Genomic DNA, 15,564 nt, shown 5'->3' with positions numbered 1-15,564 from the left:
GATTTCGCAATTGCCGCTTGCGCATGGCGGGGGCAGAATAGGCCACTCACCGCAGCGTTATCTTTGAACCGGAAAACATGAAGCACACATACTTGCAGTTGCTGGCCACCCTCGCCTGCTGCGTGGCGGCCCATACGCCGCAGCCGGCGTTCGCCCAGGACGCGCCGACCGACGAGCAGCGCTCGGCCGCCAAGTCGCTGGCCGATCCGGGCACGCTGGCGCCGGAACTGCGCCTGTCCGCGCAGGACATGGCCTGGTGGCGCGACGCCAAGCTCGGCATCTTCATCCACTGGGGGCTGTATGCGCTGCCCGGCAAGGGTGAATGGCATATGTACAACGACAAGGTGCCGGCGGCCGAGTATGCGCGGCTGGCGCGGGACTTTCATCCGGCCCGGTTCCGGCCGGATGGCTGGGCCGCGCTGGCCAAGGACGCCGGCGCGCGCTACATGGTGATGACGGCGCGCCATCACGACGGCTTCGCGATGTTCGACAGCCCGTCCAGCTACGGCGGCTACGACGCCATGCGTTCGGCGGCCCATACCGATTTCATCGCCGGTTATGTGCGGGCGGCGCGGGCGCGGGGGCTCAAGGTCGGCATCTATTATTCGCCGATGGACTGGCGCTTCCCCGGCTATTTCGCGCCGCGCGAGCTGGCCGACAATGCGGCGCTGATGAAGCGGCAGGCCTACGGCCAGGTGCGCGAGCTGATGGCCAACTACGGACAGATCGATGTGCTGTGGTACGACGGCGGCTGGCTGGCGCATCAGGGCTCGGACGCGGATGCGGCCTGGTTCTGGCAACCCGAACTCCTCAACAAGATGGTGCGCGGCTATCAGCCCAAGGTGGTGATCAATCCGCGCTCGGGCTGGCAGGGGGACTTCGATACCGAGGAAGGCGATGGGCCGATCACCGGGCCGGTTCGGGCCAAGCCTTGGGAGAAGACCTTCTCGCTGTCGCTGCGGGCCTGGGGCTACACGCCGGGCGGCGGCGCGCTGGCGCCGGAGCGGGTGATCCGGCTGGCGGTGGACGCCGCTGTCCGCAACGGCAATGTGCTGGTCAACATCAGCCCCGACCCCGACGGCGATATTCCGCCGGACCAGGTGGCGGCGCTGCGCGCGTTGGGCGCGTGGATGCGGCTCAACGGCGCCAGCCTGCAGGATACGCGGCCGGGGCCCTATCAGCCGCTCGATGGCGTGTACGGCTCAACCGTCAGGGGCCGCGAGGTCTATCTGCATGTGCTGGCGTGGCCGGGCCAGCGCCTGACTCTGCCGCCGCTGGCGCAGCGCGTCGTCGCGGCCACGCGCATGGACGGGCGCAAGGTGTTGGTGGAGCAGAGCGCGGGCGGGGTGTCGGTCGAGGTGCCGGCCGAGGAGCGGGACGCGGTCGACACCGTGATCCGGCTGCAGATGGCGGGCGCCGTGCCGCCGCTGGCCGAATAAACCACAAGCAGCTATTGAAACATCAGAACTGGCCCAGGTCCGCCGGCTGCAGCTTGCTGGCGTACATGGCCTGGTCGGCATGCCGCATCAACTGGTGGATGTCGCTACCGTGCTCCGGGTAGTGGGCCACGCCGATGCTGGCGGTGGCGGCCAGCATCAGGCCGTCGGCCAGCACCACCGGCGCCGCCAGCAACTGGTGGATCTTTTCGACGATGCGCAGCGCGTCCTCGGCCACCAGCACCTCCTCCACGATGACGACGAACTCGTCCCCGCCCAGCCGCGCCACCGTGTCGGACTCGCGCACGCAATGCCTGAGCCGCAGCGCCACCTCGCGCAGCAGCCGGTCGCCGCAGTCGTGGCCGTGCACGTCGTTGATCTGCTTGAACTTGTTCAGGTCGATGAACAGCAGCGCCAGCCGGCCCTGGTGGCGCTGGGCGCGCGCCAGCGCCATCTGCAGCCGGTCGAGGAACAGCCGGCGGTTGGGCAACTGGGTCAGCTCGTCGTGCTGGGCCATGAACCGCAGCCGCGAGTGCAGCTGCTGGCGGTGGATGGCGGTCGCCACCTGGCTGGAGACGAACATCAGCAACTCCTGCTCCTGGTCGGTGTAGCCGGCCAGGCCGGGCGCGTCCCCGCCCTGCAGCAGCAGCACGCCGATCTGGCCGTGGGTGGTGGACAGCGGCACGCCTATCCAGCAGTCCGGGTCCGCGCCGGCGGCCGCCCGCACCGACGGCGGCGCCAGCGCCAGGGTGGCCGGCGTCAGCAGCACCGGCCCGCCGCTGCGCAGCACCTCCTCGCCCAGCCAGCGCGCCAGCGGATGGGGCGCGGCGCCGGCCGGCGCGTGGTAGGCGAACTGCAGCTCGTCCTGACCTTCCCCCCGCAGCGCGACCGCGAAGCCGGTCGCCGGCAGCATGGCGCCGATGATGCGGTGGATGCGCTGGAACAGCGCCGGCAGGTCGTCGCTGGCGTGGGCCGCCTCGGAGATCGCATACAGCGTGTATTGCATCCGTTCGGCCTGCTTGGTGGCGGTGACGTCGCGCGCCACGGCCACGCGCAGCTGGTCGGCCTCGGACCAGCGCGCCGACCACATGATGTGGACGATCTGGCCGTCCTTGCGGACGTAGCGGTTTTCGAAGCGCGCGTTGGGCTGGCCGTCCATGATGGCGCGCGCCGCCGCCAGCGTGCGCTCGCGATCGGCCGGCGCCACCAGGTCGATCATCTGCATGCCGATCATCTCCTGCGGCGCATAGCCGAAGATGCGCTCGCAGGCGGCGCTGACGAACACAAAGCGGCCGCCCGCGTCCACCATGCAGACGGCGTCCATCAGCAGGTCGGTGAATCGGGCGATCGTGGCGGCGTGGGATTTATGCATATCGGCCAATTCTAGACCTGAATGCCGGTAGCAAGTCGTTTCCAAACGGATTGTGACGAAAGACCAACAATCTTACTTAAACGAAAATATCAAGAGGATAAAACAACCCGCGTCCCACACTGCCCCTCCCCGGCGCGAATTGCCCAAACCGGATTTTCGTGGCAGCATGCGACTGTGTTGACTTACAAAATCACCAATGTTAAATAAATTACTTGGCGTGCTGGGTAGCGCGCGCCGTGCATTCGGCTCGGATCAGGCACTGATCCGCGACGGCCTGGGCGGGCTGGATCTGATCGCCAAACAGCTCGCCAGCCGCACAGCCGATTTTGTCGCCGGCGACGGCGACCCGGCGGTGTTGCTGGAGCTGGCTAAGTACGGCGGCGCGGCAGGCATTCTGCTCGGACGTCCTGGCAGCATGGGCTGGGGCAACCATGCCAACGGCGACGCCAGCGACGCCGCAGCCAACGCCAGCCGCGCCGCGCGCCACGCGCTGTACCGCCGGGTCGTCAACGATGAGGAACAGGTGGCCATGCTGGCCCGTCTCGGCAAGGTGCTGGAAGCGGCGGATCAGAAGCAGTTGCTGAACTACACAGGCACCTTCGCGCCCGACTGGCTGCAATACCTGCTCAACGACGCGCTGTGGGGCTGCCGCCCGCAACGCAATACGGAACTCAAGGAGGAGGACCGCCCGGCCTGGGACGTGAACCTGCTGGCCGCGCTGCTGGCGGCCGACGGCTATCCGCAAGGGATGGTGCTGCCCATCCTGTTCGAGCGGCAGGAACTCGACAGCTACTTCCAGGAGCGCGTGTTCCACCGCCTGCTAGCTCCGGGCCCGCTGGACGACTACCTGCTGGCCCACGCCGCCGACGTGGAAGCGGCCGCCAAGGCCTTGTCCGTGGTCGGCCGCAACCTGCTGGTCAACCGCATCGGCGCCCATCCCCGGCTGGTCGCCGCGTTCAGCGCCTTGCTGGTCAAGCTGGCCGCCGGCGACAGCAAGATCGTGCGCGCCAACGCCGCCCGCTTTATCGACGCCATGGACAAGGCGCAGGCCAACACGTTGCTGTCCGAGCTGCTGCGCACCGGCCAGACCGAGGAACGCGCCAACGCCGCCGACCTGCTGGCCCGCACCCAGGGCGACAGCGGCATACCAGTGCTGGAGGCGGCGCTGACCGGCGAGACCGGCAAGCCGGTGCGGCAGGCGATCCAGAACGCCATCGCGCGCTTGCGTGCGGTGGAGGACGCGGGCGAACTGCAATTGCCGGAGCCGCCGCCGCTGCCGCCGGAGCCGCAGCAAGTGCTGGGCGACGATGTGCTGGAAATGCTGCTGAAAAACCGTGACGAGCTGCTGGAACGCCTGCGCCTGAGCGCGGCGGCGGAAGTCGAAGCCAATCGCACCGCCAAATACCAATCCAAGTATCAACAGGACAGCTACGCGCGCTACCGCCGCCTGGGCGAAAGCCACCTGCGCGCCGCCATCAAGGTGCTGAACGGCGAAGGCTCGCCTGTCGATTCCATCCTCAGCGATCCGGAGGTGGACAAGACACTGGCGGCCTCCAGCCGCATGGAGGCCCGCGCCGATTTCGGCCTGCTGCAAGTGCTGCGCTGGATCGCGGCCCGGGGCCGCCGCGGCTACAGCGGCGTGTGGAACCATCCCTACTTCCATTCCTGGCTGGGACGGCAGGACAAGAACGACATCGACCTGCGCCAGCTGGCGACGCTGACGGCGAAGTGCGGCGGCGACCCGGAGTCGATCCACCGCGTGTGCCTGCGCGACCAGTCCCACTACAGCCTGGCGCCGCAGCATGTGCTGCCGGCCGACCGCGTGTGGCCGCTGTTTGCCGAGCGTCCGGGCCTGATCGACGAAGGCCTGGGCCTGGCCGCCGCTTCCAGCACCGAGTACGGCGGGCCGCACCTGAGCGGCACGCTGTCGGTACTGGCCACCTTCCCGGTGATCCCTCCCCGCTGGATGCCGCGCCTGATGGAACTGGCGCTGGGCGAAGGCAAGACCCACCGCGCCGCCGCCCAGCAAGTGCTGTCGCGCATGCCCGATATCGGCAGGCTGGTGTGCGACGCCCTCAAGTCCACCAAGCAGGAATTGCGCATCGAGGCGGCGCGCTGGCTGGTCACGCTGGACTACCGCGCCGGCATTCCGGCGCTGCGCGCCGCGCTGGAAAAGGAAAGCCGCGAAACCGCCAGCGCCGCCATGATGACCGCGCTGGAACAGCTGGGCGAAGACATCTCGCCCTACCTGGCGCCGGCCACGCTGCTCAAGCAGGCGCACAAGGGTTTGAAAGGCAAGCCGCCAAGCAGCATGTCCTGGCTGGGCCTGGACGCCGCGCCGGCCTGCGCCTGGCGCGACGGCACGCCGGTGGAACCGGAGATCATCCGCTGGTGGGTGATCCTGGCCTGCAAGCTCAAGGAGCCGGCCGCCAACGCGCTGCTGGAGCGCTATCTCGGCCTGCTGGCGCAGCCGGCCCGCGCCGCGCTGGGCGGCTGGCTGCTGCATCAGTTCATCGCGCGCGACACCGTGCATCCATCGCTGGAGGAAGGCACGGCGTGGGCGCAAGCCAACGCGCCGCAACGCTACCAGCAATATCAGGACTGGTTCAAACGCTATCCGGAATACTACGCCTCCCAGGGCAAGCTGACGCCGGAACAGGTGTTCGAGGAGGTCAAGCGCGAGAAGATGGGCGTCTACCTGGGCAGCGCCATCAACGACAAGGGCTTGCTGGCATTGGTCTCCGGCGTGCCTGGCCATGAACTGGTCAGCACCATCCAGGCCTATATGCGCGACCACTACCAGCGCCGCGCGCAGGTCGAGGCGCTGCTGGAGGCGGCCTGCGTCTCGAACGACGCCAGCGTGATCCAGTTCACGCTGGGCATCGCGCGCCGCTACCGCACGGCCTCGGTACAGGAGAAGGCGCGCCAGCTGGTGCAGCGCATCGCCGAACGCAATGGCTGGACCCAGGACCAGTTGGGCGACCGCACCGTGCCGACCGGCGGCCTGGATGACAGCGGCCGCCTGGCGCTGCAATACGGCAGCCGCCCCTACACCGTGACGCTCGACGCCGCGCTCAAGCCTGTGCTGCGCAACGAGGAGGGCAAGACCGTCGCCGCCCTGCCCGCGCCACGCCAGGACGATCCGCCGGAAGCGGTCAAGGAAGCCAAGCAGCAGCTGACGGCCTGCAAGAAGGAGGTCAAGCAGGTGGTGGAGATGCAGACCGGCCGCCTGTACGAAGCCATGTGCGCCGGCCGACTGTGGCCGGCGGACGAATGGCGCAGCTATCTGCAGCGGCATCCGATCGTCGGCCGCCTGGCGCAGCGGCTGGCGTGGCAGGAGGTGTCCGCCGACGGCAACGCCGTTCGCCTGTTCCGCCCGACCGAGGACGGCAGTCTGATCGACGCCAGCGACGACGAGCTCGCGCTCGACGAGCGCTCCAGCGTGCGCGTGGCCCACAGCGCGCTGCTCGACGACGCGCAGGCCGCCGCGTGGCTGGCCCACTTCAAGGACTACAAACTGACGCCGCTGTTCGCGCAGATGGGGCGCAAGCTGCCGGCGCAGCGCAGCGGCGACAGCAACGCCGACCGCAAGGGCTGGGTGAGCGACGCGTTCACCTTGCGCGGCGCCTTCAACAAACGGGGCTATCAGCGCGCCTCGGCCGAAGACGGCGGCGTGTTCTACGAATACTACAAGCAATTCCCCGGCGCCGGCCTGACCGTGGTGATCGAGTTCACCGGCAACGCCCTGCCGGAGGAAAACCTGCCGGCCGCGCTGAAGACCCTCTTCTTCCGGGGCATCGACGGCCAGCGCAACGGCCACCGCCCGCTGACGCTGGACAAGATCCCGCCGGTGCTGCTGGCCGAGGCCTATGGCGACTACCTCGCCATCGCGGCCGCGTGCAGCGGTTATGATCCGGAGTGGGAAAAGAAAATGCCTTGGTAAGGAACCGCATGAGCACACAAAGTACATCCGACATCCTGCGCAGCAGCGCCGAACTGCGCTACCAGGACGAGCTGCAGCGATTGCAGGAAACCGACCAGGACCCGCGCCCGCAGGGCTGGCGCCTGTCGCCGCGCGCCGTGCGCCGCTTCATCCTCGGCGACGAGGCGCTGGGCGTGAGCCGCAAGTTCTACGGCGACGATCCGCTGGTGGACCGCGCCGTCGTCACGCTGATGGGCCACCAGGGCCTGATGCTGGTGGGCGAACCCGGCACCGCGAAGTCGCTGCTGTCCGAGCTGCTGAGCGCCGCCATCAGCGGCGATTCGGCGCTGACCATCCAGGGTACGGCCGGCACCACCGAGGACCACATCAAATATTCGTGGAACTACGCGCTGCTGCTGGCCGAAGGGCCGAGCCAGCGCGCCATGGTGCCCTCGCCGCTGTACCAGGCCATGGTGGCCGGGAAGATCGTGCGCTTCGAGGAGATCACCCGCTGCCCGCCGGAGATCCAGGACGTGATGATTTCGCTGATGTCCGACAAGCAGATCATGGTGCCGGAACTGGGCGACCAGGCACGCGTGCACGCCAACCGAGGCTTCAACGTGATCGCCACCGCCAACCTGCGCGACCGGGGCGTGCACGAGATGTCGTCCGCGCTGAAGCGCCGCTTCAATTTCGAGACCGTGCGGCCGATACGCGACCATGCTTTCGAGGTGGAACTGGTGATGCGCCAGGTGCAGCGCGACCTGGGCAGCGCCAACGCCGGCGTGCGCATCGAGCGCGACGTCATCGCGCTGCTGGTCACCACCTTCCAGGAACTGCGCGCCGGGCAGACGCGTGAAGGCACGGCGATCAAGACGCCGGACACCGTGATGTCGACCGCCGAAGCGGTCAACGTCGCCTACGCCGCCGCGCTGGAAGCGTGCTATCTGGGTGACGGCCGCCTGACGCCGCGCGAAGTGGCCAATCAGCTGCAAGGCGTGGTCCTGAAGGACAACGCGGACGACTTGAAACGCGTGCAGCACTATTTCGACACCGTGGTGCGCGAACGCGCCCGCCGCGACGACAACTGGAAGGCGTTCCGCGACGCCGCCCGCAACCTGTGGCCATAAGCGAGGAAGTCCGGGCCGGCCTGGAGCTGCTGGCCGCCGATGGCCTGTACTTCGCGCCGATCCGCCATCACAGTCCCGCCTGTGCGCTGGCGCTGCAGGCGCTGATCCGAGAGGTGCGGCCGGCCGTGGTGCTGGTCGAAGGGCCTGACGACTTCGACGCGCTGCTGCCGCTGCTGCTGGACCCCGCCACCAAGCCTCCGGTCGCAATCCTGTCGCAGGCCGCGCAGGTGGCCCGGGAAGACGCGCAGCAGGCCGGCGTGTGCTCGGCCTTCTATCCGTTCTGCGACTACAGTCCGGAATGGGTGGCGCTGCACGAAGGCCACGCGGTCGGTGCGCAACTGGCCTTCATCGACCGCCCATGGCGCGGCGGCGCCGACGAACAGGACGAGGAGGTGCGCAGCCTGATGTCCGAGCGCCACCTGGCCCACAGCGAATATCTGAAGGCGCTTGCCGCGCGCAACGGATGCCGCGACCAGGACGAACTGTGGGACCATCTGTTCGAGCTGCGCGACGCGGCCGGCCTGCGCGACTGGCGGCGCCTGTTCGCCGACGTCTTCGCCTACTGCGCGATGGCGCGCGCCGGCTACGAAACCGCCGTGCTGGAAGCGGACGGCAACCTGCCGCGCGAGCGGCACATGGCCACCCACCTGCGCGCCTGGCGGGCCAAGACCGACGGCGCCATCGTCGTGGTGACGGGCGGCTTCCACACCATCGCCCTGCAACGGATGCTGGGCGAGGACGCGCCGCAGCCGGACGCGGTGGCGGGCAAGCGCATCGGCAACTGGCTGATACGCTACAGCTTTGACCGGCTCGACGCCTTGAACGGCTACGCTGCCGGCATGCCGTCGCCGGCCTACTACCAATGGGTGTGGGACAGCGCCAATGCGGCGCCGGACGGCCCCGCGTTGCGGGCGGTCGCGGCTGGAAGCCTGGCCGCGCTGGCGCGGCAATCGCGCCAACTGGGGTTGGCCGAACAAATATCCACGGCCGACGTGCAGGCCGCGCTGCTGCAGGCCGCGCGCCTGGCCGAACTGCGCGGCCACGCGGGGCCGGGACGACAGGATCTGCTGGACGCGGTGCGCTCCTGCTTCATCAAGGGCGCCATCGACGACGGCACCAGCGGCCTGGCCGCCGACATCCGGCGCTACCTGGGCGGCAGCACGCTGGGCGACATCCCGCCGTCCGCCGGCTCGCCGCCGCTGCTGGAAGACGCGCGCCGCATCGCAGCGCAAATGCGCATACGCGTGGACGACAGCCAGCCGCGCACCGTGCGGCTGGACATCTACCGCAAGGAAGGCCATCGCGCCCGCAGCCGTTTCCTGCATCTGATGTCCTACCTCGATACCGGCCTGGCGCAATGGCAGTCCGGCCCCGACTTCATCGGCGGCGGTTCGCTGGACATGCTGACCGAGGAATGGCGCGTGGCCTGGAACCCGATGGTGGAAGCGCGCCTGATCGAACTCGCCACGCAAGGCTCCTCCCTGTCCACCGTCGCCATGGCGCGCCTGCGCAAGGAACAGGACCTGCTGCCGGAACAAGGCCAGGGACGCTCGGCGGCGCAAGCGGTCGGCCTGCTGACGCGCGCCTGCCTGATAGGCCTGCACGGGCAGCTGCCGTCGCTACTGGAACTGATATCGTCCATGCTGGACGAGGATGCCAATGGCGGTTCCGTCATCGAGTGCGGCCACAAGCTGCTGCTGTTATGGCGCGGCCGCGAGCCGCTCGGCCTGCAGGAGCATCCGCAGCTGCGCCAGCTGCTGCTGCAAGCCTGGCGCACCGCGCTTTACCTGATGCCGCAGCTGGCGCAGCTCAAGCAGGATGAGGAAGCAGGCGCCATCCGGAGCCTGCGCTCCATGCACACGCTGCACGGTGCGCTGCGCAAACTGGCCGACGATGAAGTCGACGACGCCCTGTGGCGCAAGCAGCTGCGGCTCCTCGCCGCGACGCCGGCGGCGCCCGGCGTCGGCAGCGCCGCCGGCGCCATGCTGTTCATCGGCGGCAGCTGGAACGAAGCGCAACTGGCGGCCATGCTGCAGGCGAACTTCGGTCCCGGCGCCCTGCCCGGCGATGCCGTACGCGCACTGAAAGGCCTGATGGCGGCGGCGCCCGAGCTGCTGCTGACGCAGGCCAAGCTGCGCACCGCCCTCAACGCCGTCATGGCCGGCTGGGACGAGCACACCTTCGTGGCCTTCCTGCCGGACCTGCGCCAGACCTTCGCCACGCTCAAGCCGCAGGAGACCGCGGAACTGGCGCAGGCCTTGGCCGGCGCGCAGCACGACGGGCTGCTGGCCGATGTGCACTACAGCGCCACCGAAGCCGATCTGCTGGCCGGCGCCGCCATGCAGGCCGCGCTGGCCGACAGCCTCGCACGCGACGGCCTCGGCGCCTGGCTGGGCGCATCGGGCATTTCGGGAGCACCGCATGATTGACCAGGAAATGCTGCGCCGCTGGCGCCTGATTCTGGGCCGCTACGCCGCACAGGCCATCGACCCGCAGGCGATGAGCGAACGCGATCGCCTGCTGGAGCAGTCGCTGGACTATCTGTACAGCCGTGAATATGAAGGGCGCGGCATGCTGCGCGGCCCGGCAGGCAGCGGCGGCTCGCTGGACGGCAGCGCCGTCACCGCCATCGACTGGCTGCAGCGCACCCGCAAGCTGTTTCCGCGGGAAGTGTTCGAACGCATCCAGCACCACGCGGTGGACCGGTACCAGATGACGGAGCTGCTCAGGGACCCGGCGGTTCTGCGCACGCTGGAACCCAACCAGGCCCTGGCCCGCACCCTGCTTGGCCTGCGCGGCCGCCTGAGCGCGGAAGTCATGGACGCGGTGCAGGACGTCATCCGCAAGGTGGTGGACGACATCAACCGCCGCCTGCGGCCGCAATTCGTCAACGCGCTGGTGGGCCGGCGCAACCGCTTTCGCCGTTCGCAGGTTCCAAGCGCACAGAATTTCGACCCGCGCGCCACCATCGCCGCCAATCTCCGCCACTACGACACGGCGAGCAAGCGGCTGGTGATCGAACGGCCGATCTTCAACGCGCGCGTCAAGCGCAACCTGCCGTGGGACGTGATCCTGTGCGTCGACCAGAGCGGCTCGATGCTCGATTCGGTGATGTACAGCGCCGTGGTGGCCGGCATCCTGGCCAGCCTGCCGACGGTCAATGTGCGGCTGGTGGTGTTCGACACCAGCGTGGTCGACCTGACCCACATGGCGGCCGATCCGGTGCAGGTGCTGCTCACGGTGCAGCTGGGCGGCGGCACCAACATCGGCCGCGCGCTGCAGTACTGCGAAACGCTGGTGCGCACGCCACACCGCACGGTGCTGGCGTTGATCAGCGACTTCGAAGAAGGCGCCTTCCCCGGCCCGCTGCTGAGCAGTGTGCAACGCCTGTCCGAGTCGCGCGTGAAGATGCTGGGGCTGGCCGCGCTGGACGATGGCGCGCAGCCGGTCTACGACCGCACCATGGCGCAAAGGCTGGCCGGGCGCGGCATGGAAATCGCCGCCCTCACACCCTCGCATTTTGCCGAGTGGCTGGCCGAGGTCATGGGATAGCACATGGAACTAAGCTGGCTCGAAATTTACCGCAACTTCGACGACAACACGCTGGCGGCGCTGGCCAGCACTGGCCTGGTGCGCCGCGCCGCCAAGGACGTGGAGGCGGACAAGGTGGCGTGGGCGTCGCCGCCGGACAGCAAGCAGGCCTTGTTGCGCGCAGACGGCCAACTGGTGACGCTCAACCCGGGCGGCCCGGCCAAGGCCAGTTGCGATTGTCCCGCGCCCGGTATCTGCAAACATATACTGGCCGCCGCGCTGTGGTTGCGCGCGGCCGCGCCCTCGGCCAGCAGCAGCGAAGCGGCGCCGCCGGACGTGCTGGCCGAAGTGATGCAACTGGAACCTGCGGCCCTTTTCAGAGCCGCCGGTATAGCCGCCACCCGCAAGGCGGCCGCGCTGCTGGCGGACACCGATGCCGCCGTCATCAGCGACACGCCCGGCGCGCTATCGATACAGCTGCCGGCGCTGGACGTTCCCTGTCTTTACATCGCCGGCGGCGGCTACGCCGGCATGATATCCGAAGCGCCCGCCGCCTCGCGCGCCGCCATTCACCTGCTGGCCGTCCTTGCCGTCTGGCGCCGGCATGGCAAGGACTTCGCCTGGCCTGAGGCCCTTGCCGCAGCCACGCCGGCGGCATCGCAGGAAGGCCTGTCCGGAGACGAACGCCAGTTCCTTGTCCGCCTGCGCACGTTGGTGCTGGAAATATCTCAGAGCGGCTGGGCGCACGTCAGCGAGATCATGCCGGCGCAATTGCGCGCACTGGCCATGTCGGCGCGGATCGAGTCCTTCCCGCGCCTGGCCGGCATGTTACGCACGCTGGCCGGCACCACCGATCTGCTGTCGAAGCGCGATCTGGGCGCCGACGAACGCCAGGCCATCCGGCTGGCGGTGCGCATCTATGCCCTGTCGCACGCGCTGGAAGGGGCCCGGGGCGACTTGCTGCGCGACTTACGCGGCGCCGTGCGCCGCAGTTTCAGCGGCGGCGAGACGCTGGAACTGCTGCCGCTGGGCGCGCACTGGTGGGAACTCCGCAGCGGCGCGCGCGGCTTGACCATGGCGTTCTGGGATCCCTCCGCACAGCGCATCATGCAGGCGTCGCTGGCGCGGCGCGACGGCGCCGACCGCGGCTTCAACCGCCATTTGGCCTGGAACGGCAGTGTGCTGTGGCCGGGCGCCGGCCCGGCCTGCGCACTGGGCAACGGCACGCTGACGCTGGCGAATGTGCGCGTATCGGATGACCACCGCGTCAGCCTGAGCGGTGAAACCAGTGCCAGCATGCTGCCGCCGTGGCGTGCGGATGACGCACGCTGGCAGACTGCCGGCCATGGCGACTGGGCCACACTGGCCGAGGCCATCCGTCACGGTGCGGGCCTGCGCGGCGAAACCATCAATTGCGTGCTGCTCAAGCCGGCCGATTTCGACCGACCGGTGCTGGACGAGGTACGGCAGATTTCCAGCTGGACGCTGCGCGATGTGCATGGGCATCCGCTGACGCTGTGCTTGTCCTGCGACCCGGAGCACCATCAGCGCATCGACAATATTGAAGGCTGGGCAGAACAAGGCTCCGCCATTCGCGGCGTGCTGGCACGGCTGGAACGCAACCTGCACGGATGCAGGCTGGAACCGCTGTCGCTGGTCGTTGAACAGAAGGGAGTGCTGCGCGCCGTCTCGCTGGACTACGAAGCACCGACCACCCGCGCCGGCCTGTCGCTGAAGCAGCGCATCTCACGCTTGTTCAAATCCGGCGCGGCCGGCGCGGGCACCGCCCCGGCGCTCATGCACAGCGACTGGCTGGAGCATCTGCGGCTCATCATGGAAGACAAGGCGCTCACCGGCCGCCTGCATATTATTGGCGAAGACCAAGTCAGCCTCGCCTCCATGCACAGCTTCCTTTGTGCTAGCGGACTCGATCTGGTGGCCAACGCATTGCGCCGCTATCTTGACCATCCCACCGCAGAGCAGGGCATGGCGCTGATGTATCTGTGCCAAGCCTGTGCGGACGCTGGCGACCTGGCCGCCGCAATGCGATAACACTGCTTGCCACCTTCCTTGAGAATACGAAGTGGGAAGGTCGGCATGTAGCAGCGGCAATTCCTTGCGGTCTTTCCTGCGTATGCGCCAACGGAAAATCACGGCCGCGCCACCGGTGATACGATGCGCTTTGCCTGCCCTAAATACCATACAGGACACGCCTTACGACGTGAATAAGTGTGAGTTTTGTGCACTGTTATCGGATGTACTATCGTTGGTACGGCGGCCCCAAGCCTGTACGGCGTGAGCTCACGCTCGATCCGCAACTTCTGGAGAATGTCGATGGCCCGCTATCGTTGTCTTCCATTGCGCATGCTGGGTGCGGCAGCCTTGTTGCTGCTCTGCTCCTGCGCATCCGGGCCGCCCAAGCCCGCAGTCATCCAGGCCAACGTCACAGTTACCGGCGACGTCAATCCCGACGCGCGCGGACGCGCTTCACCCGTGGTGCTGCGCCTGTTCGAACTGAAGAACCTGGGCGCCTTCCAAAGCGCCGACTTCTTTTCCCTGATCGACCGCGACAAGGAAGCCCTCGGCGGCGAACTCGTGGCCAGGGAGGAATTTACCTTGCGTCCCGGCGAGAAAAAACATTTTGACCGCCCCCTGCAATCCGAGACGCGCTTCGTCGCGGTGGTGGCGGCTTTCCGCGATCTTGAAAAGTCTTCGTGGCGCGCCGCAATTCCCGTGCGCGCCAGCCAAACCATGCCTATCACCATCAGCCTGCGTTCGCACGATGTTTCCATCAGTGCAGAAAAATAAAGCCGTCTCACCGGAATTAAGGAACAGCGATCATGTCGTGGGAAAGCAAAGTCATTTGGTCCGAAGGGATGTTTTTGCAACCTCAACATTTTCAGCAGCATGAGCGCTATCTTGAAAAACTGATCGAGGCGCGGACCCGCCCCAGCAGGTCGCACGGCTGGGGCTTCCTATCCCTGCAGCTCGACGAGGCCGCGCTGGCTCTGGGCAAAGTGGCGCTCGCGTCTGGCAGCGGGATTTTTCCCGACGGCACACCTTTCGACTTCCCGTCGACGCATACGCCGCCGCCACCGCTGAATATTCCGTCTAACGCCCGCGGCCAGCTGGTGATGCTCGCCGTCCCCATGCGGCGCGCAGGCTGCTCCGAATCGGCTGACCGCCAGGACGCCCCGGATGTGCTGGCCCGCTACAACGTCACCGAATTGGAGGTGGGCGACAGCACGTCCGATAATTCCGGCGCCATCCAGATCGGCCAGATGCGCCTGAGCCTGCTGCTGGAAAGCGAACGCACCGACGCCTATGCCACCCTGGGCGTGCTGCGCCTGAGCGAACGCCGTTCCGACAATCAGCTGCTGCTGGACAAATCCTATATTCCGCCTTCGCTGACCATCCGCCAGCACGCCCCGCTGGCCGGATTCTGCGACGAGATTTACGGGCTGTTGCACCAGCGGGGCGAGGAACTGGCCGCGCAGCTGGAGCAACCGGGCCGGGGCGGTGTGGCGGAAATCGCCGACTTCATGCTGCTGCAGGCGGTCAATCGGCATGAACCGGTCTTCGCCCATTACTGCCGCGCTGCCCTTTTCCATCCGGAAGAATTGTTTGTCGCCATGCTTGCGCTGGCGGGCGACCTGTCCACCTTCAGCCGCGAGAACCGGCGCGCGCCGAGCCCGCCCGATTACCTGCACGACGACCTGCAACAGACTTTCGCGCCCTTGATGGCCGAGCTGCGCAGCGCGCTCAGCATGGTACTGCACCGCAGCGCCGTGCCGATCGAGCTGCAGGACAAGAAGTACGGCGTGCGCCTGGCCGTCCTGCCCGATCGTGACCTGCTGAAGTCGGCTGGTTTTGTGCTGGCGGTGAATGCCCAGATGCCTTCCGAAACGCTGCGCACGCGCTTTCCCGGCCAGGTCAAGGTCGGGCCGGTGGAAAAAATACGCGACCTGGTCAACCTCGCCTTGCCCGGCATCCCCTTGCATACGATGCCGGTGGCACCGCGCCAGATCCCCTATCACGCAGGCTTCAACTACTTTGAAGTGGAGCGTGGAGGCGAATTGTGGGACCAGCTTGAACGTTCGGGTGGACTGGCCATGCATATCGCCGGTGAATTTCCGGGGCTGGAACTCGAATTTTGGGCAATCAAGGGATAGC

9 protein-coding genes are annotated in these 15,564 nt (G+C 67.7%); 8 read left to right on the top strand and 1 reads right to left on the bottom strand.

Annotated features, from left to right (window positions below; translation table 11 throughout):
• Positions 1-77 precede the first annotated feature (77 nt).
• Positions 78-1,439, top strand: a complete 1,362-nt coding sequence (locus AC07WS_RS10490; RefSeq protein WP_494729000.1) for an alpha-L-fucosidase — start codon at positions 78-80, stop codon at positions 1,437-1,439.
• Between the two features lie 22 nt (positions 1,440-1,461).
• Here the strand turns inward: AC07WS_RS10490 and AC07WS_RS10485 are convergent, their stop codons facing one another.
• Positions 1,462-2,808, bottom strand: coding sequence for a sensor domain-containing protein (locus AC07WS_RS10485; protein WP_494728999.1), 1,347 nt, complete (start codon positions 2,806-2,808; stop codon positions 1,462-1,464).
• A 196-nt stretch (positions 2,809-3,004) separates the two neighbouring features.
• Between AC07WS_RS10485 and AC07WS_RS10480 the strand changes: the two genes are divergently transcribed.
• From AC07WS_RS10480 to tssK, 7 genes are all read left to right on the top strand, one after another.
• Entirely contained in the window at positions 3,005-6,751 is a 3,747-nt protein-coding gene (locus AC07WS_RS10480) for a DUF4132 domain-containing protein (RefSeq protein WP_494728998.1), read from the top strand.
• 8 nt (positions 6,752-6,759) lie between these two features.
• The gene (locus AC07WS_RS10475) at positions 6,760-7,860 is read left to right on the top strand and encodes an ATP-binding protein (RefSeq protein ID WP_494728997.1); all 1,101 of its coding nucleotides are present in this window, start codon (positions 6,760-6,762) and stop codon (positions 7,858-7,860) included.
• Complete coding sequence (locus tag AC07WS_RS10470) at positions 7,851-10,289, top strand: DUF5682 family protein (RefSeq protein ID WP_494728996.1); 2,439 nt, start codon at positions 7,851-7,853, stop codon at positions 10,287-10,289. Before AC07WS_RS10475 ends, AC07WS_RS10470 begins: the two co-directional genes overlap by 10 nt.
• A complete protein-coding gene (locus AC07WS_RS10465; RefSeq protein ID WP_494728995.1) occupies positions 10,282-11,412 on the top strand; it encodes a VWA domain-containing protein in 1,131 nt (376 codons plus the stop codon). Before AC07WS_RS10470 ends, AC07WS_RS10465 begins: the two co-directional genes overlap by 8 nt.
• Before the next feature lie 3 nt (positions 11,413-11,415).
• Positions 11,416-13,443: a YehQ C-terminal OB-fold domain-containing protein gene (locus tag AC07WS_RS10460; protein WP_494728994.1), complete on the top strand. Its 2,028-nt coding sequence runs from the start codon at positions 11,416-11,418 to the stop codon at positions 13,441-13,443.
• A gap of 282 nt (positions 13,444-13,725) precedes the next feature.
• Complete coding sequence (gene tssJ, locus AC07WS_RS10455) at positions 13,726-14,199, top strand: type VI secretion system lipoprotein TssJ (RefSeq protein ID WP_494728993.1); 474 nt, start codon at positions 13,726-13,728, stop codon at positions 14,197-14,199.
• A 32-nt stretch (positions 14,200-14,231) separates the two neighbouring features.
• Positions 14,232-15,563, top strand: coding sequence for a type VI secretion system baseplate subunit TssK (gene tssK / locus AC07WS_RS10450; protein WP_494728992.1), 1,332 nt, complete (start codon positions 14,232-14,234; stop codon positions 15,561-15,563).
• Position 15,564 lies beyond the last annotated feature (1 nt).

Source organism: Duganella sp. GW821-FHT01E12 (assembly GCF_059422325.1).
Note: the sequence above shows the minus strand (reverse complement) of the source record. Positions and strands in the feature narration are given on the sequence as shown.

Excerpts from the sequence above, each read along its gene's own strand:
- AC07WS_RS10460 (WP_494728994.1), top strand. The coding sequence starts at position 11,416 with ATGGAACTAAGCTGGCTCGAAATTTACCGCAACTTCGACGACAACACG.
- AC07WS_RS10490 (WP_494729000.1), top strand. The coding sequence starts at position 78 with ATGAAGCACACATACTTGCAGTTGCTGGCCACCCTCGCCTGCTGCGTG.
- tssJ (WP_494728993.1), top strand. The coding sequence starts at position 13,726 with ATGGCCCGCTATCGTTGTCTTCCATTGCGCATGCTGGGTGCGGCAGCC.
- AC07WS_RS10465 (WP_494728995.1), top strand. The coding sequence starts at position 10,282 with ATGATTGACCAGGAAATGCTGCGCCGCTGGCGCCTGATTCTGGGCCGC.
- AC07WS_RS10485 (WP_494728999.1), bottom strand. The coding sequence starts at position 2,808 with ATGCATAAATCCCACGCCGCCACGATCGCCCGATTCACCGACCTGCTG.
- AC07WS_RS10475 (WP_494728997.1), top strand. The coding sequence starts at position 6,760 with ATGAGCACACAAAGTACATCCGACATCCTGCGCAGCAGCGCCGAACTG.
- tssK (WP_494728992.1), top strand. The coding sequence starts at position 14,232 with ATGTCGTGGGAAAGCAAAGTCATTTGGTCCGAAGGGATGTTTTTGCAA.
- AC07WS_RS10480 (WP_494728998.1), top strand. The coding sequence starts at position 3,005 with ATGTTAAATAAATTACTTGGCGTGCTGGGTAGCGCGCGCCGTGCATTC.